The 23,483-nt window shown below is 74.6% G+C and carries 20 protein-coding genes and 1 pseudogene; 11 read left to right on the top strand and 10 right to left on the bottom strand.

What is annotated here, in order from left to right:
- A partial coding sequence (locus V7E46_RS20355) for a PEP/pyruvate-binding domain-containing protein (protein ID WP_333769739.1) occupies window positions 1-1,750 on the bottom strand: 1,750 nt, incomplete at its 3' end.
- Between the two features lie 382 nt (window positions 1,751-2,132).
- Between V7E46_RS20355 and V7E46_RS20350 the strand changes: the two genes are divergently transcribed.
- The gene (locus V7E46_RS20350; RefSeq protein ID WP_333769738.1) at window positions 2,133-3,638 is read left to right on the top strand and encodes a hypothetical protein; all 1,506 of its coding nucleotides are present in this window, start codon (window positions 2,133-2,135) and stop codon (window positions 3,636-3,638) included.
- A 184-nt stretch (window positions 3,639-3,822) separates the two neighbouring features.
- On the opposite strand, the gene V7E46_RS20345 is transcribed toward V7E46_RS20350, so the two are convergent.
- The 4 genes from V7E46_RS20345 to V7E46_RS20330 form a co-directional block, all read right to left on the bottom strand.
- Window positions 3,823-4,467, bottom strand: coding sequence for an HNH endonuclease family protein (locus V7E46_RS20345; RefSeq protein WP_333769737.1), 645 nt, complete (start codon window positions 4,465-4,467; stop codon window positions 3,823-3,825).
- A 213-nt stretch (window positions 4,468-4,680) separates the two neighbouring features.
- Window positions 4,681-5,763, bottom strand: coding sequence for a TerD family protein (locus V7E46_RS20340; RefSeq protein WP_333769736.1), 1,083 nt, complete (start codon window positions 5,761-5,763; stop codon window positions 4,681-4,683).
- A gap of 44 nt (window positions 5,764-5,807) precedes the next feature.
- Window positions 5,808-6,536, bottom strand: a complete 729-nt coding sequence (locus V7E46_RS20335) for an alpha/beta fold hydrolase (protein WP_333769735.1) — start codon at window positions 6,534-6,536, stop codon at window positions 5,808-5,810.
- Window positions 6,537-6,591: 55 nt separating this feature from the next.
- The gene (locus V7E46_RS20330; protein WP_333769734.1) at window positions 6,592-7,401 is read right to left on the bottom strand and encodes an NAD-dependent epimerase/dehydratase family protein; all 810 of its coding nucleotides are present in this window, start codon (window positions 7,399-7,401) and stop codon (window positions 6,592-6,594) included.
- 271 nt (window positions 7,402-7,672) lie between these two features.
- Between V7E46_RS20330 and V7E46_RS20325 the strand changes: the two genes are divergently transcribed.
- Together V7E46_RS20325 and V7E46_RS20320 are read left to right on the top strand one after the other, a co-directional pair.
- Entirely contained in the window at window positions 7,673-8,605 is a 933-nt protein-coding gene (locus V7E46_RS20325; protein ID WP_333769733.1) for a 5-dehydro-4-deoxyglucarate dehydratase, read from the top strand.
- A 1-nt stretch (window position 8,606) separates the two neighbouring features.
- The gene (locus V7E46_RS20320; protein ID WP_333769732.1) at window positions 8,607-9,797 is read left to right on the top strand and encodes a hypothetical protein; all 1,191 of its coding nucleotides are present in this window, start codon (window positions 8,607-8,609) and stop codon (window positions 9,795-9,797) included.
- Window positions 9,798-9,955: 158 nt separating this feature from the next.
- Here V7E46_RS20320 and V7E46_RS20315 read toward each other — a convergent pair whose 3' ends face one another.
- From V7E46_RS20315 to V7E46_RS20300, 4 genes and pseudogenes are all read right to left on the bottom strand, one after another.
- Window positions 9,956-10,858 (bottom strand): hypothetical protein, encoded by a 903-nt coding sequence (locus V7E46_RS20315; protein ID WP_333769731.1) that lies wholly within the window; start codon window positions 10,856-10,858, stop codon window positions 9,956-9,958.
- A 203-nt stretch (window positions 10,859-11,061) separates the two neighbouring features.
- Window positions 11,062-11,565: pseudogene (locus V7E46_RS20310) on the bottom strand (SigE family RNA polymerase sigma factor); the annotation flags it as partial.
- 172 nt (window positions 11,566-11,737) lie between these two features.
- A complete protein-coding gene (locus V7E46_RS20305) occupies window positions 11,738-12,523 on the bottom strand; it encodes a class I SAM-dependent methyltransferase (protein WP_333769729.1) in 786 nt (261 codons plus the stop codon).
- A gap of 48 nt (window positions 12,524-12,571) precedes the next feature.
- On the bottom strand, window positions 12,572-13,342 hold the full coding sequence (locus V7E46_RS20300; protein WP_333769728.1) for an IclR family transcriptional regulator: 771 nt from the start codon (window positions 13,340-13,342) through the stop codon (window positions 12,572-12,574).
- A 128-nt stretch (window positions 13,343-13,470) separates the two neighbouring features.
- Between V7E46_RS20300 and V7E46_RS20295 the strand changes: the two genes are divergently transcribed.
- From V7E46_RS20295 to V7E46_RS20280, 4 genes are all read left to right on the top strand, one after another.
- Window positions 13,471-14,985, top strand: a complete 1,515-nt coding sequence (locus V7E46_RS20295) for an aldehyde dehydrogenase family protein (protein WP_333769727.1) — start codon at window positions 13,471-13,473, stop codon at window positions 14,983-14,985.
- A 145-nt stretch (window positions 14,986-15,130) separates the two neighbouring features.
- Window positions 15,131-16,342 (top strand): helix-turn-helix domain-containing protein, encoded by a 1,212-nt coding sequence (locus tag V7E46_RS20290; protein WP_443054264.1) that lies wholly within the window; start codon window positions 15,131-15,133, stop codon window positions 16,340-16,342.
- A 213-nt stretch (window positions 16,343-16,555) separates the two neighbouring features.
- Window positions 16,556-16,969 carry an ATP-binding protein gene (locus V7E46_RS20285; protein WP_333769725.1) on the top strand — a complete coding sequence of 138 codons (414 nt, stop codon included), beginning with the start codon at window positions 16,556-16,558 and terminating at the stop codon, window positions 16,967-16,969.
- Window positions 16,966-17,736 (top strand): helix-turn-helix domain-containing protein, encoded by a 771-nt coding sequence (locus V7E46_RS20280; protein ID WP_333769724.1) that lies wholly within the window; start codon window positions 16,966-16,968, stop codon window positions 17,734-17,736. Before V7E46_RS20285 ends, V7E46_RS20280 begins: the two co-directional genes overlap by 4 nt.
- Window positions 17,737-17,938: 202 nt before the next feature.
- On the opposite strand, the gene V7E46_RS20275 is transcribed toward V7E46_RS20280, so the two are convergent.
- Complete coding sequence (locus V7E46_RS20275; protein WP_333769723.1) at window positions 17,939-19,321, bottom strand: MFS transporter; 1,383 nt, start codon at window positions 19,319-19,321, stop codon at window positions 17,939-17,941.
- Between the two features lie 71 nt (window positions 19,322-19,392).
- Here V7E46_RS20275 and V7E46_RS20270 point away from each other — a divergent pair, with 71 nt between their 5' ends.
- From V7E46_RS20270 to V7E46_RS20255, 4 genes are all read left to right on the top strand, one after another.
- On the top strand, window positions 19,393-20,364 hold the full coding sequence (locus tag V7E46_RS20270; protein WP_333769722.1) for a GlxA family transcriptional regulator: 972 nt from the start codon (window positions 19,393-19,395) through the stop codon (window positions 20,362-20,364).
- A gap of 26 nt (window positions 20,365-20,390) precedes the next feature.
- The gene (locus tag V7E46_RS20265; RefSeq protein ID WP_333769721.1) at window positions 20,391-21,470 is read left to right on the top strand and encodes an amidohydrolase family protein; all 1,080 of its coding nucleotides are present in this window, start codon (window positions 20,391-20,393) and stop codon (window positions 21,468-21,470) included.
- A 157-nt stretch (window positions 21,471-21,627) separates the two neighbouring features.
- The gene (locus tag V7E46_RS20260) at window positions 21,628-22,275 is read left to right on the top strand and encodes a hypothetical protein (protein WP_333769720.1); all 648 of its coding nucleotides are present in this window, start codon (window positions 21,628-21,630) and stop codon (window positions 22,273-22,275) included.
- Window positions 22,276-22,483: 208 nt separating this feature from the next.
- The coding region (locus V7E46_RS20255) for a protein kinase domain-containing protein (protein WP_333769719.1) at window positions 22,484-23,483 on the top strand (1,000 nt) is incomplete at its 3' end.

Here is a 23,483-nt window from a genome sequence, read left to right as displayed (position 1 = left end):
ATGAGACAGGGCGGGGGGTGCGCGCGGCGAGGCCGGCGGGCCGGCCGCCGCCGTCGGCGACGCCGGACAGCTCGCTCCAGCGCAGCAGCGCGATCCTGTCCCGCTCCGCGGCCGGGCAGTGCGCGTCCATCCGGGCGCCGACCTCGCGGACCATCGCGGTCTGCATCTCCTGCACCCAGCGGATCCGCAGCCGCAGCCCCTCGCGGACCGACAGGAAGCCGACCCCGCGCGGCAGTCCGTGCCGCCCGATGTGCTCGGGAAGCCCGCCGCGCTCCGCCAGGCCCGGCGGGAGCAGGGCCAGCAGGACGGGGTGCCGGCTGATCAGCTCCTCGTCGGTCAGCCCGCCCTCCCGGCCCTCGGCGAGCACGGCCAGCGCCTCGCCCGCGGCGGTGTTGCCGGGGTCGTCGCTCAGCAGCGCCCCGGCGAGCGACTCCTGCGCGTGCAGCGAGGCGATGACGGTACGGCCCCAGGCGACCGCGTCCAGCAGCTCGCCGCCGAGCAGTTGGTGCGGGGCGGCCAGGTCGTGCAGCTGGCGGTCGACGTCGGCGGCCAGGTCGCGGGCCAGCAGCGGCAGGGCGCTGCGCAGCCGCCCGACCCGCCAGGCCGAGGCGGCACGGCGGGCGCCGGGCGCGGGATTGATGAAGTTCAGCACCGGGTGGGCCGGCGGTGCGGCCCCGAGCAGGAGCAGGTCCGCGGCGGCCCTGCCGTCGACGCTGCGCACCACCGGGGTGCGCCGCAGCACGCGCCGCGGGGCCGCGCCCGCGATGTCCAGGGCGAGGGTCAGGCCCTGGTTCATCGGGGCCAGCCAGAGGTCCTCCTCCAGGGGCTGCAGCACGTTCGGCAGCGTCTCGGCGACCGGCCCGGGACCCAGCAGCCGGGCGTGCCGGGAGGGGCGGGCCGCCATGGCGGTGATGGGCCGGGACTGGAAGAGCCACAGCGTGCCGTCGGCGTCGAAGCCGAACTCGACGTCCTGCGGGCCGCCGTAGACGCGCTCGGTGCGGCGGGCCAGCCGGACCAGCTGGGCCAGCATGCGGCGGTTCAACGGCAGTTGGGCGCGCGGCAGTGCGGGCTCGATGTGCAGCCGGTGGCCGTGCCGGCTGAGCTGGTAGCGGACGCCCTGGGTACTGCCGTCCACCAGTTGCTCGGGGCCGCCGGTGACGGCACTGACCAGGATGCGGTCGAAGCGGCCCTCCACCGGGTCCGCGCCGAACATCACACCGCCGGCGGCGGCCGTCAGCATCGGCTGGACGAGGACGGACATCCCGGCGTCCCCGGCGTCTGCGCCGTCCCCGGCACCCGGCGCGTCCGGCGCCCTCCGCGCCGGTGCGCCGGCCGGCGCGGCGCCGTCACCGCGCCGGGGCGCGGGCACCAGGTCGCCGACCCGGGCGGCCGAGTCCCGCACCCGGCGGACGGCCGCGGTGAACGCCTCCCAGCCGCGCACGTCCAGCACGGACTCGAAGCGGCCGGCCATCGAGGAGTCCTCGGTGTCCTCGTGCGCGGAGGACGAACGGACCACCAGCGGGCGGCCGTCGGCGCCGCCCAGATCCCGCCAGGCCGCCCGCAGCGCGTCGGGACCGCTGGGCACTCCGGCGGCGCGCGCGGCGGGGACGACCACGAAGCCGGGCAGTACGGGCAGGCCCACACCGGCGGCGCGGGCCAGGTTGGCGGCCTTCGCCCCGGCCAGGCCCGGGTCCCGGGCGGCGTCGGTGTCCAGCGGCACGACTGCGAGCGCGTCGGCGTCGATCTCCATCAGGGCGCTCCTTCCCCGGCGCCGCCGGCCGGGCGGCGCGCCCCGGGCGCCGGGAGATCCAGCGGTCCGGGTGAACTCCTGCTGTGCTGTGGTGACAACACCGCTTCACCCCAAGTCCTTTCCTTCTCGGCCGGGGTTGATCCCTTTCGTTCGGCCACATGACTCATTCGCGCTGCTACGAGGGCTGTTTGCCGGGGTTCGCGGACGGGTGGTGCGCGGTTTCCCGCCGGGCCGCCCCGTGCGCAGGACGCGTTCCGGCCTCCGCGCTTGCGGGGGACCCGCTCGTGGGGGAGCGGGCGGTCCCGAGGGCCTACGCTGAGTGCGCGCGGCGGCGCGGTCCGCCGTCGCAGCCGAGCCCGAACGCCGAATGGGAGCTGTCCCGATGTCCGCAAGTCCCCTCGTCCTGCCGCCCGTACGGCTGCTTCCCGCGGAGGAACTGGCCCAACTGGCGCTGGCCGTGCCGTTGCTCGACCGCGCGCTGCGGCTGGCCCGGTGGGCGGCGCCGGAGCGGGCGGTGGACGCGATGGGGGAGCTGCTCGACGCCGACCTGGACGCCGCCGCCGGTGAGTTGGGGCTGACCGGCGAGAACGCGGGCGAGGACGCCGAGGTGGACGGCCTCGGGGAGGCCGCGCAGGCGTGGGCCGTCGCCGTGGACAGCGGGCTGGTCGTGCTGGAGATCGAGGAGGAGGCCGAGGAGTCCACCCCGCTGGGCGAGGCGGCCGGGCGTGCGGTGCCGGGCGATGCGTACGAGCGGGTGGCCGGGGGCGACCCGCAGGACGTGCTGGAGGTGTGGCTCGCCGCCGCCGAGGCCGCGCTCGCCGAGGCCGCGTCGCCGGACATCGAGCAGCTGCGGGACGCCCTGGACGACGGCGAGGGGGCGGCGGCGGACGAGCCGGACTGGGACCCGGACGAGGAGGCCGAGTTCCTCGACACCGCGCTGGCCAACCTCTACACCCTGACGGCGCTGGACGACGGGACGGACACCGGCCAGGGCGCGGTGCCGCTGCCGGTGCTGGCCGCCTCGCTGGTGGTGCCGGACGAGATGGACCAGCCCAGCGACGCGGTGCTCGAAGAGGTCACCGAGGTCATGCTGCGGCTCGACGACCACTTCCGGCTGCTCGCGCCCGCCGGGCTGGTGGACTACCAGCCGGTGGACGAGGCGCTGATCGACGAGGAGGACGAGCCGGCGCTGCCCGAGCCGGGCGACGAGCTGGACCCGGCGGAGATCTCCCGCTACGGGCTGGTGCGGCTCACCCCGCTCGGGGTGCACGGGCTGCGCGAACTGCTCATCGACGCCGGGGCGTCGGCGCCGGCGGTGGGCGACCTCGCGGGCGCCACGGGCACCGACCTGCTGAACGCGCTGGCGGGCTACCCGGACCACGCGGCCCGCGCCGAGGCCGAGTTGTGGCTCACCGACCGCAAGCCGGTCGACGCGGCGCGGGAGTTGCTGGCCGCGAGCCGCGGCAGCGACGACGGTGCGCCGGCCCGCCGGCTGATGTGCCAGCAGACCCTGACCCTGGTGGGCGCGGAGGCAGAACCGGCGCTGCGCGAGGTGCTGGACGACCGGCAGCTCGGCGGTCTGGCCCGGGTGTGGCTCACCGAGAGCGGCGCCTCCGACGTGCCCACGCCCGACGCGGACATGATCTTCTGGCTGACCATCGACACGCTGGCCGCCCAGCTCGACGCGGACGACGACCCGGAGCTGCTGTCGGACCTGGTGCGCGACCTGGTCGCGCGGCACGACGGCTTCTTCGACGCGGCCTGGCGGGTGGAGCACCCGGCGACCGCCGAGGTGCTGGAGGCGATGGGACGGCTGCACCCGGACCGCAGGGCCGCCAAGGACGCCCGCAAGGCCGCGTTCAAGGCCCGCTCCCGCGACGGTTCCTGAGCGGCGGCGCCGGGGGCGCACGTCCACGGACGGCTCCCCGGCGCACGCGGACGGCCCGCGCCCGGCATACGTATACGGTCGGCGGCCAGACGTACGGCCCCGGCCGCCCCCCGCCGTCAGCGGATCATGGACCGGGGCCGCCCTGGAGCGCGCCTCCGGAGCGGCCCCGGCGTTTCCGCGCTGCTCAGCAGCCGTTGAGGATCGAGCTGAGCGCCGACTTCTCCGCGCTGTCCACGGTCAGCCCGTAGTAGTTCTTGACCTGCACCCAGGCGCGCGCGTAGGTGCACTGGTACGACGCGCGGGGCAGCCACTCGGCCGGGTCGTCGTCGCCCTTGGAGCGGTTGGACGACGCCGACACCGCGAGCAGCTGCGGCCGGGTCACGTCGTTGGCGAAGCCCTGCCGCTGGGCGGTGGTCCACGCCCAGGCGCCGGATGCCCACGCCTCGGACAGCGGTACGAGGTGGTCGATGTCGAAGGCCGACGGGTTGGTGGAGACCACCCCGTCGTAGGCGCTGGTCCAGGTGCCCGAGGTGGACTTGCAGGAGCTGTCGGTCACCACACCGCTGCCGTCGCGCTTGAGCACGTACTCGCGGGTGTCACAGGTCCCGGAGATGGTGATCCAGGTCGGGAACAGGTCGCGGTTGTAGGTGGAGGCGTGGGTCTCCGCGGTCGCCGTCATGGCCGAGAGGTAACTGCGGGCGGTGGACGCGGCGATGGGGGTGGGCAGCGCGGCCTGCGCGGAGCCGCTGGTGGCCAGCAGGGCGGTGGCGGCGAGCGCGGCGGCGCCGGCGAGCGAGCCGATCCGGTACGCGAGGGGGTTTCTGGGCATGGCTGAGCGCTCCCGTGGCTAGGGGTGGGGGTGGTACTGCCGTGCTCAACCAGCGTCCCGGCCACGGGTCTATGCGGGTAGACGGTCACCGGTAAAATTTAGGTGACCATGACATTTGTAATGGTGTCAGGCAGGAGAAGCGCATGCGAACGGCCCGGCCCCGCAGGGGAGTCCGGGCCGACGCGGGCCGTGCCGTGATCGCGGGGGTGTCGCTCAGAGGGCGCTGGAGCCCGGAGCGACCAGGGACTTGGCGGTGCGGCCGTTCACGAAGGTGCCGAGCGCGGTCATCTCCCACTCGCCGGAGAACTGCTTGACCAGCTTCGCCATCAGCACGCCGGTCTTCGCCTCGCCGCCGGTCAGGTCGAAACGCACCAGCTCCTCGCCGGAAGCGCCGTCCAGCAGACGGCAGTACGCCTTCGCGACCTTGTTGAACTTCTGCCCGGAGTAGGAGTTGACGGTGAAGACCAGGCCGGTGGCCTCCGGCGGCAGCCCGCCGAGGTGGACGGTGATCGACTCGTCGTCGCCGGAGCCGTCGCCGGTGAGATTGTCGCCGGAGTGCTGGATCGCGCCGTTCAGCACGGTGAGCCGGCCGAAGTAGCAGGTCTCCAGGTGGTTGCGCTGCGGGCCGTACACGAGCACCGAGGCGTCGAGGTCGATGTCCCGGCCGCCGTAGGCGGGCTCCCAGCCGAGGGCCATCCGGACCGAGGACAGCAGCGGCTTGCCGCCCTTGACCAGCGACACCGTCTCGTTCTTCCGCAGATTGACCCGGCCCTTGTCCAGGCTGATCCGGCCGGGCGCGGCGGGCTCCTCGACATTCACCCCGAAGTCGGTGGCGATGCCCGCCAGGCCGTTCGCATAGCCCTGCCCGACGGCGCGGACCTTCCAGGCGCCGCCCCTGCGGTAGACCTCGACGACCACCAGGGCGGTCTCCGGGCCGAGACCGGCCGGCGCGAAGCTGGCAATCACCGAACCGTCGTCGGCATTGCGCACGGTGGCCGTCGGCGTCGTCCCGCCGAAGGCGCCGCCGCCGTCCAGGCTCGCCGTCACCACGATCTTCTCGATGCCGGCGGGCACCGCGTCGGTGTCCACCGTGATGGCGTCCGGCCCCGACCCGCCGCCCGAGCGGTGGGTCACCCCGGGGCCGCCCTGCGGCTGGTTGTAGAAGACGAAGTCGTCGTCGGAGCGCACCTTGCCGTCGGCGGTAAGGAGCAGGCCCGAGACGTCGAGCCGCACCGGGGCGGCCACGTCGACGGCCACACGGGGAGCGGACAGCGGCACATTCGAGCCAGGCGTCATTGCGGTCATGTCCCGCTAACGACCGACTCCGGTTTGCGGTTCCATTACCGGGCGGCCCGCGGGACGGCTTTCAGCGCGAGGCCGTCGGTGGACCGCGCGGGCAGCGCGAAGGCCGAAGCCGCCTCCGGCGGAAGCGGGCGCAGACCGAGCAGGCCGTGCACCGCGGCGGTGGCCAGCGTGTGCCACAGCCCCGCGTGCCGCAGCATCGCGTGGTCCCCGCCGGGCACCTCGTACCGGCACACCAGGGCGCCCGCTTCCCGCGCCCGCGCCGCCGTCAGCAGCGAGTCCCGCGGGGAGGTGATCCGGTCGGCCGTCGCGTGCGCGAAGACCAGCCGGCTGCCCGCCAGTTGGGCGACCGGGTCCTCCGGCGGGCACCACGCGGCGAGGGCGACCACGCCGACGACGCTCGGCTCCGCGGCGATCCGCAGCGCCGCCCGCGCGCCCAGCGAATGGCCCACCAGCACGGTGGGGACGCCGCCGGTGCGCTCCCGCAGCGCGGCCAGCGCCTCGGCCGCGTCCTTCGCGGTGTCGGCGCGCTCCCCGTTCCACCCGCGGTGCCGGTAGCGCGCCTCCGCGAATGCGATGCGCGGATCACGCATCGCCCGGATCAACGGCCCCATGCGCCTGGCCGGCAGATTCAGCCACGAGGGCCGCCGCATGCCGTGCGCGGTGCCGCCGTGCAGCACGAGCACGGCCCACTCGGGCGCGGCCGGAGCCGGCCCCATGACCATCGCGCGATACGCCACCGCTGCCGTCCTCTCGTCACGTCCCACCCCGCCATTCTCGCGCACCCGCGGTGTCCCGGTGGCCGCGCGCGCGGACGGGACGTCAGTACGGCCAGATCGGGGGGTCCGTGCAGAAGGCGCCGCCGAGGTTGGCGTGGGCCGGGTCGGCGGGGTCCAGTTCGCCCTGGGCGGCGATCAGGGGCGGGGCGAAGACCTCGGAGTCGTCCTGGGGGGCGTAGCCCAGGGCGCGGGCAGGGGCGAGGTCCCACCACAGCCTGGTGTTGGCCGAGCTGCCGTAGACCACCGTGTGGCCGGTGACCTCCGCGGTGAGCGCCGCGTGGAGCAGCCTGGCACCGTCGGCGGGGCTCATCCAGACCGACAGCATCCGGACCGTCGTCGGCTCGGGGAAGCACGACCCGATCCTGATCGACACCGTGTCGATCCCGTGCAGGTCGGCGTACAGCTGCGCCAGATCCTCGCCGAAGCACTTGGACAGGCCGTAGTAGGTGTCGGGGCGCCGCGGGGTGCCGACCGGGATGAGCGGGTCGTCGCCCCGCGGGCGCGGGGTGAAGCCGACCGCGTGGTTGCTGGACGCGGACACGATCCGCCGCACCCCTTCCTCGCGCGCCGCCTCGTAGAGGTTGTAGGTGCCCTCGATGTTGGCCCGCAGGATCTTCTCGAAGGTGGACTCCAGCGAGATGCCGGCCAGGTGGACGACGGCGTCGACGCCGCGTACGGCGGCGCGCAGCGCGTCCCGGTCGGCGAGGTCGGCGGTGATCGCGTCGGGCTCGCCGTCGATCGGCAGCAGGTCCAGGAGCCGCAGCCGGTAGCCGTAGGACGGCAGCAGTCCGCGCATGAGGGTGCCGAGACCGCCGGCGGCGCCGGTGAGCAGAATGGTGCGGGCAGTGGGCATCGGGAGGTCTCCTCGGTCTCACCGGCCCCAGGGGGCCACTGGCATGACATGCGGGGGCGGGGGGCGGCGCCGCGGCGGGCAGCGGGCGCGCCGCGGGGAGTATATCCGTGGCCGAGGTTCAGGTATATGGACACGTGCGATCCGCTGGGAGTGCGTCTGACCTGTGCTCGTCGGCTTGACCCGTATGCGGATGCTCGCCTAGCGTGGCAGCGTTCATGAATATAGACATGAATCATATGAGCGCACAGACCGGACCTTCAGGGGGAACCCGATGACCTCACCCTCACTCGCCGAGCGTCTCGACGGCCTGCTGTTCTTCCCCGTGACGGCCTTCGGCCCGGACGGCGGTCTCGACCTCGACGCCTTCCGCGCGCACGTGCGCGCGGGCGTGGACGCCGGCGCGGCGGCCGTCTTCGCCTGCTGCGGCACCGGGGAGTTCCACGCCCTGTCGCCCGCGGAATTCGGCGCGTGCGTGGCCGCCGCAGTCGAGGAGACCGCGGGCCGGGTGCCGGTGGTCGCGGGCGCCGGCTACGGCACCGCCCTGGCGATCGAATACGCCGGGATCGCCGAGCGGGCCGGCGCCGACGGACTGCTGGCGATGCCGCCGTATCTGGTCGCCGCCGACCAGCAGGGCCTGCTGCGGCACTATTCGGCGCTCGCGGCCGGCACCGGCCTCGACGTCATCGTCTACCAGCGTGACAACGCTGTCTTCGCGCCCGCCACGGTCGTCGAACTCGCCAAGGTGCCCAACATCATCGGCCTCAAGGACGGCTACGGCGACCTCGACCTGATGCAGCGCATCATCAGCGCGGTCCGCACCGAACTGCCCGGCGACGGCTTCCTCTACTTCAACGGCCTGCCCACCGCCGAACTCACCGGCCTGGCCTACCGCGGCCTCGGCGTCACCCTCTACTCCTCGGCCGTCTACGCCTTCTCGCCGGAGATCGCCCTCGCCTTCCACCGGGCGCTGGCCACCGGCGACGACGCCACCGTCGACAAGCTGATCGACGGCTTCTACCGCCCGCTGGTCGACCTGCGCAACCAGGGCCGCGGCTACGCCGTCTCGCTGGTCAAGGCGGCGGTACGGCTGCGCGGCCTGGACGTCGGCGAGGTCAGGCCGCCGCTGTCCGAGCCGTCCGCCGCGCACGTCAAGGAACTGGCCGACCTCATCGAGCGCGGGCTCGCACTGGCGGGCGAGCGCTGACATGCTGACCTCCGTCTTCGTCTACCCCTGGGACGTGATGGGCGACCCGGCCGCCGCGGACCGGATCGCCGCGCTCGGCGTGCGGCAGGTCACCCTCGCCGCCGCCTACCACTCCACCCGGGCGCTCACCCCGCGCCACCCCCGGCACCGGGTGGTCACCGCCGAATACGCCGCCGCGCTCTACCCGCCGGACGAAAAACGCTGGCAGGGACGGGAGTTGCGGCCCTACCCGGCCGGCGCGTGGGCCGCGGCCGACGACCCCTGGGCCACCGCGGCGGCCGAACTGCGGGCGGCCGGGCTCGATGTGCACACCTGGGTCGTGCTCGCCCACAACTCCCGGCTCGGCGCGGAGCATCCGGACACCAGCGTCGTCAACGCCTACGGCGACCGCTACCCGTGGGCGCCCTGCATCGCCAACCCGGCCGTCCGCGGCTATCTGCTGGACCTCGCCGCCGAGGCCGCCGTACGCCCCGGCGCGGGCGGCACCGAGCTGGAGTCGCTGGGCTGGTACGGGCTGGCGCATCTGCACGCGCACGACAAGCTCGGCGGTGTGCCGCTCGGGGACGCCGCCCAGTACCTGATGTCCCTGTGCTTCTGCCCGCACTGCCGGGACGGTTACGCCGGTCTCGGCGCCGACCCGGAGGAACTGGCCGCCGCGGTGCGCACCGCCATGGCACCGGTGTGGGCGCGCGGCAGCGACGCGGCGGGGCTGCCCGGGATCGAGCGGCTGCTCGGCGCGGAAAAGGCCGCGCTGACCCTCGCCTGGCGTACCGGGACCGCCGGTTCGCTCCAGGAGCAGGCCGTCGCCGCGGTCCGCGGGGCCGCCGGCCCCGGCTTCCAGGTGCTGCTGCACGCCGACCCGGCGGCGTACCGCTGCGGGGCCAACGCCGGTGTGCGGCCGGACCGGATCCTCGGCCACGCCGACGGCCTGGTGCTGGCCTGCCCCGGCGGGCCCGCGGGCGCCGCGGGCCGCGCGGCGGCGCTCGGCCCGGTCGCCGCGCACGCGGGCCCGCACACGGTGGTGGCCGCCAACTTCACGGTGGTGTCCGGCATGGGCGGCAGCCCCGGCACGCTCGCCGCCGACGCCGCGCACGCCGCCGAACTGGGCGCCACCCAACTGCGGCTCTACCACGCGGGACTCGCCTCCGACGCCGACCTGGCGGCGGTCCGCGAGGCGCTTCCCGCGGGCTGACCGGAGCGCGGCGATCATGGGGGTACCGCCGCGCCCCGGGCCCCACCGGTCGGGTGAGGCAGGAGGGTGGTGCATACCCAAGTCGTCACCGGGACGTGGGAGGTTGCCGTGTTCCCGGACTTATTTCCGGAAGATTTCCACGCGCCGCTGCCGGTCGTTCAGAAGCCGCCGCCGACAGTCGCGGTGGCGCCCGAGCCGTAACCCGCGGTGACCGTATAGCGGTCGCCGTCCGTACCGCCCTGGCCCTGCGCGTGGTTGAACTGCCCGGAGAAGGTGTACGTGCCGGGGCCCAGCGTCTGCCCCGGGTCGAGCGTCCAGCGGTAGACCAGGAAGTGGCCCTCCACGGTCATCCGGGCGGCGGTGCGGTCCGGGACCGACGACCACGAACCCGTACTGGACTCGCCGTTGTCCGTGGCGATCCGCAGCTCCACGGTCAGCGAGGTCAGGGTCTGGCTGGTCGTCAGCTCGACATCGCTCTGCGTCCAGTAGTCGTTGCTGCTCGCCGCGATACCGCCGTTGGACGACAGCGGGCCGCTGCCCGCCGGCGCCCCGGAGCCGCCGCCCGTGCCGCCCGTGGGGCCGGGCGAGGCGCCCCGCGTGCCGGCCGGCGGGCGCTGCGACGACGGCGGCGCCGGGGGCGCGCTGCTGCCGGCCGTGCTGTGCGGCGGGGCGCCCTTGTGGCGGCCGGGGGTCGTAGCGGTGTGCCGCGGCACCGGCGCCCGCGCGGCCGTGCTGCCCGGGGTGCCGGACACGGTGGCCGGCGACCGGTCGCCGGCCGAGCCGCCCGAGGTGACGACCGTCCTGGCCGGCTGGCCGCTGCCGCCGACCGCGCCGACAGCCAGGCCCCCGATGCCGATCGCGCCCGCGACCGCCGCCGTCACCGCGGTCACCCGCATCCAGGGCGCCGCCGGCGGCCGGTCGTGGCCCCGGGCGCCTGCCTCGTGCGCGCCGGACCCGGCGCCGTCCGCGGCCATCGCGTGCTCGACCCTGGCCAGCATGCGTTGCCTGTCGGGCCGGTGGGCGGCGGCCGCGTCGCGCAGCCGCTCCGGCAGATCGGTCATCACATTCCCCGTCCCGTACGAGTACGAGCACGAGTCACAGGACCCGCCGCACCCAGCAATCGCTGTGCGCCCGGGCCGATCTCGCCCGCAGCGCCGTCCGCCGCGCCGGCCGTGCCCTCCGGCTGCCCGGCGCGCGGCAGGCGTCCGGGACCGGCGGAACCGCGTACCGCCGCCGATCCGGCCTCCTGCACCGTACCGGCTCCCGCCGTCCGGGGTTGGAGCAGCCTTTCCAACTCCGCGATGCCGCGCGAGGTCTGGCTCTTCACCGTGCCGACCGAGATGCCCAGCGCGGCGGCCGTGTCACGCTCCGACAGGTCGAAGGCGTGCCGGAGCACCACACAGGCCCGCTTGCGGAACGGCAGCCGCTGCAGCGCCTCCCGCAGGTCCAGCACCGCCGGCAGGTCGGGCCCGTCGGTGCGCTCGGGGCGCTGCGACCAGAACAGCGCGATCCTGCGCCGCTCGCGCACCGCGCTCCGTATCCGCGAGCGGGCCAGGTTCGCCACCACGCCGCGGGCGTACGCCGCCGGGTGGTCGGCCGTGCGCACCCGGTCCCAGCGCCGCCACAAAGCCACCAGGGCGTCCGCCGCGAGGTCGTCGGCCGCGTCCGCCTCGCCGGTCAACAGATGGGCGAGCCGGGCGAGTTCGGCGTAGTGCCGTTCGAAGAACGCGTGGAACGCGGCGGCATCGTCGTCGACGACAGTGCCCACGGTCACCTCTTCCTGCCCGGACCTCCCCGCCACGGCGCGGCGAGAGCGTAGCAGCGGGGAAAGGCTCTGGGCAGAGGTCGGGAATCAACTTCTTTCCGGCGGTAAGCGCTGGTGGACGCGGTGTGATCGGGCAGTTGCCAGCGGCATCAGCCCGGGACGCGGCACGCGGCGCTCAGCCGGCGGCACGCACGCAGCGCTGGACCCGGGTCAGCAGCGGCAGATCGAACGCGCCCGCGCACGTCTCGGGGCGCGAGCGCAGATAGGCCCTGATGCGCTCCTTGGCCGCCTCACGCTCGGCGGGCTCCATCACCAGGATGTGCGAGTGCGTCGCCACGGTGGCGATCAGCGACTCGGCCGTACGCCGCTGGGCGTGCGGGAAGCCGGCGTCCTCCGTGGCGGAAAAGGCCGGGTGCGGCTCGATCCCGCGCCCCGGGCGATTCGCCCGGTCGGTGAACGACGCCTGGGTCGGCGAGACCTTCGCCAGGCCCGCGACCCACTCGACCCCCTCGTCCTCGGCGTTGGACAGCGTCGCCAGCGGGCCGCCGGGGCGCAGCACCCGGGCGATCTCGGGCAGCGCCACCGCCTGGTCGAACCAGTGGATCGCCTGCCCGACGACGACCGCGTCCACGCACGCGTCCGGCAGCGGGATCCGCTCGGCCGAACCGGCGAGCGCGGTGGCCTCTGGCACGTGGCGGCGCAGCTCGGCGAGCATCGCCTCGTCGGGCTCCACCGCGGTCACCCGGTGGCCGAGCGCCACGAGCGGCCGGCTCAGCTTGCCGGTGCCGGCCGCCAGGTCGAGCACGTGCAGCGGCCCGGGGCCGGCCGGCTCCAGCGCCCAGGCGGCGGCGTCCGCCGGATAGTCGGGGCGGTGCTCCGCGTACTCGGCCGCCGCGGCCCCGAAGGCCGCGGCCCGCCGGGCGTGCAGGTCCGGGTCGTACCCGGTGCGAGGAGTACCCATGAGCCGACCCTACGGCGGGCCCGCCCGCCTGTCGCGGCCGGCCGCGGGTCACAGCCGCCGGGTGGCCAGCAGCAGGCGGTCGCGGGCGTCGAAGAGGGCGTCCTTGATCATCTGCTCGTGCCCGCCGGTCAGCCGGGCGACCGGTACCGAGCAGCTGACCGCGTCCCGCGCGGGGGTCCGGTAGGGGACCGCGATGCCGAAGCAGCGCAGCCCCAGCGTGTTCTCCTCGCGGTCCACCGCGAAGCCCTGCCCGCGGATCACCGCCAGCTCCTCGATCAGCTTCTCCCGGTCGGTGTGGGTGTGCTCGGTGAGCGGCTCCAGCGTCTCCGGCAGCAGTTTGCGCACCTGCTCGTCGGTGTACGTGGCGAGCAGCGCCTTGCCCAGCGACGTGGAGTGCGCGGGCAGCCGCCGCCCCACCCGGGTGAACGGGCGCAGGTAGTGCTGCGACTGGCGGGTCGCCAGATAGACCACGCTCGTGCCGTCCAGCCGCGCCAGGTGGATGGTCTCGCTGGTGTCGTCCGACATCCGGTCCAGCGTCGGCCGGGCCGCGGCCACCACCTCGTCACCGTCGATGTACGACGTGCCGACCAGCAGCGCGCGCACCCCGATGCCGTACCGCGTGCCGGTCGCGTCGGTCTCGATCCAGCCCAGCTCGACCAGGGTGCGCAGCAGCATGTAGAGGCTGGACTTGGGGTAGCCGACCGACTCCTGCACCGACGCCAGGCTGTGCATGCCGGGCCGGCCCGCGAAGAACTCCAGCAGTTCCACCGTGCGGACCGCGGACTTGACCTGGGAACCGGCTCCCTCGACAGCACCCATGTGCGCTCGACCCCTCTTGTTCGGCCGGGAGGCCCGGACGTAGGCTCCCCTGGGATTCACATGTGAAGACGTCGTTCAGTATATAGAACGACGACGGTGTGCAGTACGGAAATGTGGAGGTTATTCCGGTGGCAGTACCAGTCTGGAGCGTCGACCCCCGTAGCGGGAAGCAGCGAGAGCAGGCCGCCGTCGAGGCCACGGCGGAGGACGTCGACGCCGCTGTCCGCGCCGCCGCCGCCGCGATCCCCGCCCTTGCCGACCGCAGCGTACGCTCCCGGCTGCTGCGGGCCGCTGCCGGGGCGCTGGAGGAATCGGCCGCCGAGGTCGTCGCCGCCGCCGACGCCGAGACCGCGCTCGGCGCGCCCCGGCTGACCGGTGAGCTGGCCCGTACCGCCTACCAGCTGCGGGCCTTCGCCGATGTCGTGGACGAGGGCGCCTTCCTCGACGTGATCATCGACCACGCCGACCCGGCCGCCCAGCCGATCCCGCGCCCCGACCTGCGCCGGATGAAGATCCCGCTCGGCGTCGTCGCCGTCTACGCGGCGAGCAACTTCCCGCTGGCCTTCTCCGTCCCCGGCGGCGACACCGCGAGCGCGCTCGCCGCGGGCTGCCCCGTGGTCGTCAAGGCCCACCCCGACCACCCGGCCACCTCCGCGCTGTGCGCCGAACTGCTGCGCGGCGCCGCCGTCGCGGTGGGGCTGCCCGCTGACACGGTGGTGCTGCTGCACGGCTTCCAGGCCGGCGTCGAGCTGGTACGCCACCCGCTGGTCGCCGCCGCGGGCTTCACCGGCTCCGTCCCCGGCGGCCGGGCGCTCCACGACGCCGCCGCGGCCCGCCCGCGGCCGATCCCCTTCTACGGCGAGCTGGGCAGCCTCAACCCGGTCGTCGTCACCGAGGCCGCCGCCGCCGAGCGGGCCGAGCAGATCGGTACCGGGCTCGCCGGGTCCTTCACGCTCGGGTCCGGGCAGTTCTGCACGAAGCCGGGCCTGGTGCTCGTCCCGGCCGGCCAGGACGGCGACCGGCTGGTGGCCGCGCTCGCCTCGGCCGCGGCCGAGGCGCCGCCCGGGGTGCTGCTCGACTCCCGGATGCGCGACAACTTCCTCGACGGCGCCGCCGCCCGTGCCGCGCTGCCCGGCGTGGCCGCGCCGGTCGCCGCCGCGGGCGAGGGGGAGACGGGGGTACGCCCCGGCTTCGTCACCCTGGCGGCGGCCGACCTCGCGGACCTGCTCGTCGAGGAGTGCTTCGGGCCGCTCACGGTGGTCGTACGGTACGGGTCCGCGGCGGAGCTGGCCGCCGTCCTCGACCGGCTGCCGGGCAACCTCACGGCGACCGCGCACCTTGGCGGCGCCGAGGCCGCGGCGGAGGGCGGGGACGCCGCGGCGCTGCTCTCGCGGCTCACCGCGGTCGCCGGGCGCGTCCTGGTCAACGGCTGGCCGACCGGGGTGGCGGTCGCGCCCGCCCAGCACCACGGCGGCCCGTACCCGGCCACGACCTCGACGTCCACGTCGGTAGGGGGTACGGCCATCGAGCGCTGGCTGCGCCCGGTCGCCTACCAGGACACGCCCGAGGCCCTGCTGCCCCTCGAACTCCGCGAGTCCAACCCCCTCGCGGTGCCCCGCCGCACGGACGGCGCCCCGTCGTAGGCCCTGTTTTCCCGCGGCCCCGGGCGCACTCTCCCGCGCGCCCACACGAGGGCGGCCCCGCCCCCTACCCTGGCAGGGACGAACCTGCGAGAGGGGTGGGGCCGTGACGTCTTCGGACAGTACGCCGGACCCGTACGCGCATCCGCTGGTCTTCGGCCAGCGGCTGCAGATTCTGCGGACCGGGCGGGGCATCACCCGGGACCAGCTGGGCGGTCTTCTCGGGCTTTCCGGCTCGTGGGTGAAGGCGGTGGAGAGCGGTCGGCTCAAGACCCCGAAGCTCGACGTGATCCTGCGGATCGCCGAAATCCTCCGTGTGCGGGATCTCGCCGACCTCACCGGCAGCCAGACTCTGCACATGGAGCTGTTCGTGGGACCGGGGCACCGTCGGCTGGCCGCCGTGAAGGCAGCCGTGGATGCCTACCCGGTCGGTCCTCAGCATGAGGCGCCGTCAACCGCGCACCTGCGGGCCCGGCTCGATCACGCGTGGGCCGCACGGCACCGGTCGCCCCACCATCGTGAGGTACTGGGCGTCCTGTTGCCGGACCTGATCCGGGACGCCCAGGCGGCGGTCAGGCAATCCGATGCGGCGGCGCAGCGGCGGGCCGCACAGGCGGTTCTCAGCGAGACCTATGCGCTGTGCCAGTTCTTCGTCGCGTACCAGCCTGATGCCGCGTTGCTGTGGCGGGTGGCCGAGCGTGGTCTGGTCGCCGCTCAGGAGAGCGAGAGCCCGCGCGCCATCGGTGTGGCCGCATGGCTCGCGGGCCAGGCGCACCGCGACTCGGGCCCCGCCCATTTCGACGCGGCGGACGCCGTGAACCTGCGGAGTCTGGCGTACCTGATGCCCTTGTTGCCTGACGCGCCTGACGAGGTGCTGGCCATCGCCGGTGCGCTGACCTTCGAGGCCGGATACACGGCTGCGCGGCGGGGCGAGACGGGTACGGCGTGGCGCTACTGGGACCAGGCCCGTGCCATCGCTGAACGCCTCCCGGCCGGCTACTACGACCCTGCCACCTCCTTCTCGCGGGCCATCATGGGCGCACACGCCGTCACTGTCGCCGTCGAACTGCACGCGGGCGGCGAGTCGGTCCGACAGGCCGCCGCGGCGGAGGCGGCCGTGATCCCGTCCCGGCCGCGCCGGGCCCGCCACCGTATCGAGGAGGCACGCGGCTACCACTTGGACGGCCAGCCGGACGTGGCTCTCGCGACGCTGGACAAGGCGCACGAGGCCGCCCCGGAGACGATCAAGTACAACGGGTACGCGAAGCGGATCGTGCTGGAGGAAACAGAGTCGAAGGACCACGCCCGCCGCCGACGGGCGTCTCAACTCGCAGTGAAGATGGGCATGCTGGCGGTGTGACCGAGGGGGCACAATCTGTGCCCCTGCCCGGTGGTGATCGCTCATAGCGTCTTCGGCCAAGAGACCCCCGCGACCGTGTGACCGGTCCGGGGGCGCGGCCGAGCGCGTGAGGAGCGCTGACATGCACGAGCTTAACCATCGCCTGTTCGAATGCCTGGGGGTCGCGTGATGATCCCTGGTACGTCGGCGGACGCTGCTGATGACCGTTCGCGCGTGGTCGAGAGGATGTGGCCCCCCGCCGCCCGTTCGGTGGGGCGGGCGCGGCGGTTCCTGGCCGGGCACCTTTCGGCATGGGGGCTGCCGCACCTGACGGACACGGCCGAGCTGATCGTGTCCGAGTTGGTGACGAACGCCGTGACTCATGCTCAACCCCCCTACGGGCATCTGGTCGCTACCCGGTTGGAGCGGCTGGAGTGCGGGGTGCGGATCGAGGTGCACGACTGGAGCGGCAGCAGACCGGAGCTGCGGGAGGCGTCCGTGGACGAGGAGTCCGGGCGGGGTCTTGGCCTGGTGGACGCGCTGACCGGTGGGCTCTGGGGCGTGAGCGACCGGAACGGGCTCGGGAAAATGGTCTGGGCATGCGTGGGCTGTGACACCGGCGACCGCACCACGGCGGTGTCGCGGTGACCATCACAACCACAGGGAACCGTACGCGGGCCGTCACCACTGTCCGCGGGCTGACGGTGCGCGGCTGTCTGCCGTACCGGGCGGACAACGATCCTGGCCACGAGGGTATGCGGCGCGAGCAGTCGGACGGTGCGCTGGACGATGTGGTGCTTGAGGCCGACGCGGGCGGGCTGGTTCTTCCGGTGGCCCGCGGTCAGGACCCGGCACAGGAGACGGCCGTGCTGGCCGTGACCTTTGTCTGCAAGCCGTTCGGGCAGGAGGAAGAGCCGCGGATCCCGGTGGCTGATGTGCAACTGGTCGACGATTTCTGGCTCAAGGGCCTGGACCCCCAGGGGGCGGCGGACTTCGGACAGCGCTTGCGTGCCTTGGGCCATCTGCTCATTCACCAGGTGGGCCCCGCTCTGGAGGCGGCCCGCGCCGACTGGCTGCGCCACCACGCCGTGACCGGAGCGGACGCAGCCGGTCAGCAGCGGCAGACTCCACCCCGAACGGCGGCGAAGGCCGCGGCCACCGGCCGGGTCCGCACGGCCCCCCGTATCCTGCGACAGGAACCGCAGGCCGTCACCTGGGCCCGCGAGAAGGCGGGGCTGACCAAGCGGGCACTCGCCCGGCGGCTGGGGATCTCCGAGCAGCTCATTGGTGAGATCGAGTCGGGGTGGCGGAGCGCAACACCCGTGAATCTGGCCAGGATCGCTGACCTGCTGAACTGCCCCGTGTCGGCGTTGGAGCGAAAGCGCGCCGATACGCCACGCGACGCGAAGGACTGACTCACCCCCGGAGACTGCCGCTTCCGGGCAGGGGCAGCATCCGGGGCCGCCGTCAGCCGGAGCGGTTCGGCTGACGGCGCGGGGTGAAACGGGCCGGTGACGTTCAGCGGCTCGGAGCGCAGGCCGGTGGTGCCGGAACGGCAGTAGCGGGCGCGCCATCGGGCACGGTAAAGAAGCGACGCCACCGCAAGGGGCCGGCGCGTCATGGGCGGGGGCGGAGGGCGAGGGCTGTGGCTATGGCCGTCAGAGAGACGAGCGCCGCGGCGATCAGGAGGCTTTCCCGCATGCCCGTCAGGAAACGCGACCGGTCCGCGACCAGCGAACCGAAGAGCGCGACGCTCAGGCCGCCGGCGACCTGGCGGCCCGCGTTGAGGACGCCGGCCGCCAGGCCGGCCCGGTCGGCGGGCACCGCGCCCATCGTCGCGGCGGTCAGCGGCGGTACCGCCAGCGCCCCGCCCAGCCCGAGCGGGACCATCGCGGCGGCCAGCGCCGCGGCCGGCGTGCCCGTACCGACCGGCAGCAGGAGCAGCAGACCCGCCGCCATCAGCAGCTGGCCCGCGATCATCGGCAGCCGCGGACCGTACCGGTTGGTGATCCGGCCCGAGACCACATTGACGCTGGAGATCAGCACCGTCATCGGCAGGAACATCAGCCCCGCGGTGAGCGCGGACTGCCCGCGCAGCTCCTGGAAGAACAGGCCGAGCACGAAGAACATCCCGTAGAAGCCGACGCTGAGCGCCGCGCCCGCCGCGATCGACACCGTGACGACGGGATTGCGGAAGAGGCCGAGCGGCACCACCGGATGCGGCTGCCGGGACTCGATCAGGATGAAGGCGGCCGTCGAGACGGCCGCCACCCCCGCCGCGGCCCAGCCCGCACCGCCGCCCTCGATCACCGCGAAAGTCAGCGCGGCCAGCGCCAGGACCGCGGTGAGCTGGCCCGGGAGGTCCAGCGGCACCCGGCGCGGTACGGCCCGCTCGGTGCCGCGGCCCGGCAGCAGCAGCGTCAGCACCGCGACGGGCAGGTTCACGAAGAAGATCGCCCGCCAGCTCCACGCCGTGGTCAGCGCCCCGCCGACGACCGGGCCGAGCGCGATGGCCGACGAACCGCCCACCGCCCACAGCGAGATCGCCCGGGCGCGCCGGGCCGCGTCGGGGTAGGCCTGCCTGACCAGCGCCAGCGACGACGGCAGGACGACCGCCGCCGCCACCCCTTGCAGCACCCGCGCCCCGATCAGCACGCCGAGCCCGGGCGCGGCGCCGCAGGCCAGCGAGGCGGCGGCGAAGACCACGACACCGCCGCTGTGGGCCCGCCCGGCGCCGATCCGGTCGGACAGCGCACCGGTGGACAGCATCAGGGCGGCGAAGGCCAGCGTGTAGCCGTCCACCACCCATTGCAGCGCGGACAGCCCGCCGTTCAGCTCGTCGCCGATCGCGGGCAGCGCCACATTGACCACGGACGCGTCGAGGGTGATGAGGAAGAAGCCGAGCAGCGCGGCGACCAGGGTGCGGCCGGCCGACACGGGGGCCATGTCCTCTGCGGGTGACGGGAGTTGCCCGGTGGGTGCGGTGAGGTGCTGTGACATGCCCACCAGCCTGGCGGTGCTCCGCGGCGTACAGTAGTGGCCGCAATGCCAAACACCCGGAGGTTCTGGCCATGCCTGTCGCAGCCCGCCGTCCGCACCGCGTCGCGGTCATCGGGGCGCAGCCGGTGTCGATGTTCAACCTCGCCGTGCCCGACATGCTCTTCGCCAAGGTCGAGGTGGACGGCAGGCCCGGTTACGAGGTGGAGCTGTGCACCCCCGAGCCCGGCGTGGTCGGCACCAGCGGCGGCGCCGACGTGGTGATCCGCAGCGGCCTGGAGGCCGTGGAGCGGGCCGACACGGTGATCGTGGCGGGCACCGGGTCGAGCGCGGACCCCGACCCGCGGGTCCTGGCGGCGCTGCGCGGGGCCGCGGCGGCCGGCAAGCGGGTCGCGTCGATCTGCTCCGGCGCCTTCCTGCTGGCCGAGGCGGGCCTGCTGGACGGCCGCCGGGCGACCACGTACTGGACGTACACCCGCGCGTTCGCCGACCGCTACCCGGCCGTGGACGTCCAGCCGGACGTCCTGTACGTGCAGGACGGCCAGTTGCTGACGTCGTCGGGCTACGCGGCGGGCATCGACCTGTGCCTGCACATCATCCGCACCGACTACGGCGCCGCCGTCGCCAACAGCGTGGCCCGGCACGCGCTCGTGGCGCCGGTACGGCCGGGCGGGCAGGCGCAGTTCACCGAGACGCCGCTGCCGGCGGAGACGGGGACGTCCTTCGCCGAGACCCGCGCCTGGGCGATGACCCGGCTCGACCAGCCGCTCACCCTCACCGACCTGGCCCGGCACGCGGCGGTCAGCGTGCGCACCCTCACCCGGCGCTTCCACGCCGAGACCGGGCTCAGCCCGCTCCAGTGGCTGCTGCACCAGCGCGTGGAGCGGGCCCGCGAACTGCTGGAGACCACCAGGATGCCGGTGGACCAGGTCGCCAGGGCCAGCGGCCTGGGCACCGCGGACTCGCTGCGCCAGCACCTGCTGCGCCGGGTCGGCCTGACGCCGAGCGACTACCGCAGCGCCTTCAGCCGGCTGACCGCCGCGTGACGGCGGCGACCTCGTAGAGTGCGGCCATGGGCGACGTGCTGCACATCAGGGGCCGGATCCTGGTCGGACCGGACGACGTACGCGACGAACTGTGGGTGGTCGGCGGCCGGGTCAGCTACCGGCGGCCCGCCGTTGAGGCCGTCACCGTGGACGGCTGGGCGCTGCCGGGACTGGTCGACGCGCACTGCCACGTCGGCCTCGACGCGCACGGCGCCGTGGACCGGGCCACCGCCGAGAAGCAGGCGCTCACCGAACGGGAAGCGGGCGCGCTGCTGCTGCGGGACGCCGGCTCGCCCAGCGACACCCGCTGGACCGACGACCGCGACGACCTGCCGCGGATCATCAGGGCGGGACGCCATATCGCCCGCACCCGCCGCTACATCCGCAACTACGCCCATGAGATCGAGCCGGGCGACCTGACCGCCTACGTACGCCAGGAGGCCAGGCGCGGCGACGGCTGGGTCAAGCTGGTCGGCGACTGGATCGACCGCGACGAGGGCGACCTGACCGCCTGCTGGCCCAAGGACGCGCTGGCGGAGGCGATTTCGGCCGCCCATGAGGAGGGCGCCCGGGTCACCGCGCACTGCTTCGCGGAGGAGTCGCTCGCCGACCTGGTGACCGCGGGGATCGACTGTGTCGAGCACGCCACCGGGCTCACCGGCGCCACGGTGCCGCTCTTCGCCGAGCACGGCGTCGCCATCGTGCCGACCCTGGTCAACATCGCCACCTTCCCGCGGCTCGCGCTCGCCGGCGAGGCCAAATTCCCGCGCTGGTCGGACCACTTGCGCCGGCTGCACGACCGCCGCTACGAAACGGTGCGCGACGCCTACGACGCCGGCATCGCGGTCTACGCCGGCACCGACGCCGGCGGCGGCCTCGCGCACGGCCTGATCGCCGCCGAGGTCGGGGAACTGGTCACCGCGGGACTCCCGGTCGAGGCGGCGCTGTCCGCGGCCACCTGGGGCGCCCGCGACTGGCTCGGCCGCCCCGGCCTGACCGAGGGCGCACCGGCCGACCTGGTCGTCTACGGCGCCGACCCGCGCGCGGACGTGCGCGTCCTGGCGGCGCCGCGCCGGATCGTGCTGCGCGGCACGGTGGTGGGCTGACCACAGGCCGTGGGCGGCAGGCGGCAGGTGCCGGTACGGCCGCGGGCACGGTAAGCGGTCGGCGCGGGCGCGCTGTTGACCTGCCCGTGACGCCGTACCTCCGCGGGGCGCTGGTGATCCCCGCGCGGGTACGGGCGGTGCGGCACGCCGACCGGGGGTGCCGGAGTCTGCCGCCGGACGGGTGAGCCTGGACCTCACCAAGGCCTCGACCACCTCGGAGACGGCCGCGGCCACCGCGCTGCGGCTCACGGTGCACCTCAGCCCGCTGAGCCTGGGCGTGGCCGAGGTCAGCGGCGAGGTGACGCTCGCGCAGGCGGCCTGCACGACCCCGCACCGGAGCGGCTCCACGCCGGGCGGCACGACCGCGGGGTCCACCACGGGCTCGACCACCGGCTCCACCACGGGCGGGACCACCAACGGCGGCGGCGCGAACGGTGGGTCGGCCACCGGCGGGTCCACCACGGGCGGTACGGGCGGCGGCACCACCGGCAGTACGGCCGGCGGCCCGGCGGGCACCTCCGGCGGCTCCGCGGGCCCGACCGGCTCCTCCGGCGGCACCGGCACGACCGGCGCCACCGCTTCCGGCGGTTCCACCGGAAGTTCGGGCTCCGGCGGACCGAGCGGCGGCACCGGCACCCCGACCCAGACCGCCCCCACCACCGGCAACCTCGCCGAGACCGGTGCCGGCTCCGCCACCCGCTACCTGGCGCTCGGCGCCGCGGGCCTGGTGGCCGCGGGGGCGGCGGCCCGTCTGCTGACCGCCCGCCGCCGCAGGACCGGGACTGCCGCGGAGCCGCGCGGCTGACGGCGAACGGGGACAGACCCGTAGCAAGGTCACAACGGGGGAACGAAAGCCCGCAGGGCGGCGCCGCAGCACGGCCGCCGCCCTCTAGGCTTTGCCCACGACCGGCAACTCGTCCGAATCACCGATGAGTTGGCGTACGTCCATCTCAGCTCGGCGCTGGGGGCGTAGACGCAGTGGGGCGCTGAGTGCAAAGGCAGGCGGGGCGGGCATGACGGACGGGCTTTTCGCGGGGCGTTACCAACTGGCCGAGTTGCTCGGCGCCGGAGGCATGGCCCGCGTCCACCGCGCCCACGACACCCGGATGGGCCGCACGGTCGCCGTCAAGACGCTGCTGCCCGAGCTGGCCGGCGACCCCGACGCCCGGCGCCGCTTCGCCCGTGAGGCCCAGGCGGCGGGCGCGCTCAACCACCCCGGCATCGTGACCGTCCACGACCAGGACGAGATCCGCGACGGCGAGGACGTGGTGCCGTACCTCGTCATGGAGTACGTACGCGGCGGGACGCTCTCCCAGATCCTGCGCCGGGAGACGTACTTCGCCCCCGAGCGGGCGGTACGGATCGCCTGCGACATCCTCGACGCGCTGGCCCACGCCCACAGCCGCGGCACCGTCCACCGCGATGTGAAGCCGGCCAACGTGATGGTCACCACCGAAGGCGTCGTCAAGGTCGCCGACTTCGGCATCGCCCGCGTCCTGGACGCCGACGCCCGGCTGACCACCACCGGGTCCGCGATCGGCACCCCCAGCTACATGTCGCCCGAGCAGATCAACGGCGCCGAGGTCGACGCCCGCAGCGACGTCTACGCGGTCGGCTGCGTGCTGACCGAACTGCTCACCGGCAGGCCGCCGTTCACCGACGGCAACCCGATCAACCTGATGTACTGGCACGTCCACACCACCCCGCCCGCGCCGTCCGCCCGCAACCCCCGGGTGCCGCGGGAGCTCGACGCTCTGGTGCTCACCGCGCTCGCCAAGGACCCGGCGGCCCGGCATTTCGACGCGGGAGTCTTCCGCGACCGGCTGCGCTCCTGGCTGACCGGGGCCGGGCACGCGGCACTGCTGTCGGGCCCCGCCGTGCCGCCCGCGGACGACCGCGCCACCCGGCCGCTGGGTGCCGCCGCCGACCCGCGGGCCACCTTCGGCGCGGGCGCCGGACCACCCGCGTACCCGGCGGCGCGGACCCCGGCCACCCCGCAGACCCCGGCCACCC

It is taken from the genome of Streptomyces sp. IBSBF 2435 (assembly GCF_036815005.1).
Taxonomy (GTDB): Bacteria; Actinomycetota; Actinomycetes; order Streptomycetales; family Streptomycetaceae; genus Actinacidiphila.
Note: the sequence above shows the minus strand (reverse complement) of the source record. Positions and strands in the feature narration are given on the sequence as shown.

Bases quoted from the DNA above. Each gene is read 5' to 3' on its own strand.
- V7E46_RS20350 (WP_333769738.1), top strand. From the start codon at position 2,133: ATGTCCGCAAGTCCCCTCGTCCTGCCGCCCGTACGGCTGCTTCCCGCG.
- V7E46_RS20345 (WP_333769737.1), bottom strand. From the start codon at position 4,467: ATGCCCAGAAACCCCCTCGCGTACCGGATCGGCTCGCTCGCCGGCGCC.
- V7E46_RS20340 (WP_333769736.1), bottom strand. From the start codon at position 5,763: ATGACGCCTGGCTCGAATGTGCCGCTGTCCGCTCCCCGTGTGGCCGTC.
- V7E46_RS20330 (WP_333769734.1), bottom strand. From the start codon at position 7,401: ATGCCCACTGCCCGCACCATTCTGCTCACCGGCGCCGCCGGCGGTCTC.
- V7E46_RS20325 (WP_333769733.1), top strand. From the start codon at position 7,673: ATGACCTCACCCTCACTCGCCGAGCGTCTCGACGGCCTGCTGTTCTTC.
- V7E46_RS20320 (WP_333769732.1), top strand. From the start codon at position 8,607: ATGCTGACCTCCGTCTTCGTCTACCCCTGGGACGTGATGGGCGACCCG.
- V7E46_RS20315 (WP_333769731.1), bottom strand. From the start codon at position 10,858: ATGACCGATCTGCCGGAGCGGCTGCGCGACGCGGCCGCCGCCCACCGG.
- V7E46_RS20305 (WP_333769729.1), bottom strand. From the start codon at position 12,523: ATGGGTACTCCTCGCACCGGGTACGACCCGGACCTGCACGCCCGGCGG.
- V7E46_RS20300 (WP_333769728.1), bottom strand. From the start codon at position 13,342: ATGGGTGCTGTCGAGGGAGCCGGTTCCCAGGTCAAGTCCGCGGTCCGC.
- V7E46_RS20275 (WP_333769723.1), bottom strand. From the start codon at position 19,321: ATGTCACAGCACCTCACCGCACCCACCGGGCAACTCCCGTCACCCGCA.
- V7E46_RS20270 (WP_333769722.1), top strand. From the start codon at position 19,393: ATGCCTGTCGCAGCCCGCCGTCCGCACCGCGTCGCGGTCATCGGGGCG.
- V7E46_RS20265 (WP_333769721.1), top strand. From the start codon at position 20,391: ATGGGCGACGTGCTGCACATCAGGGGCCGGATCCTGGTCGGACCGGAC.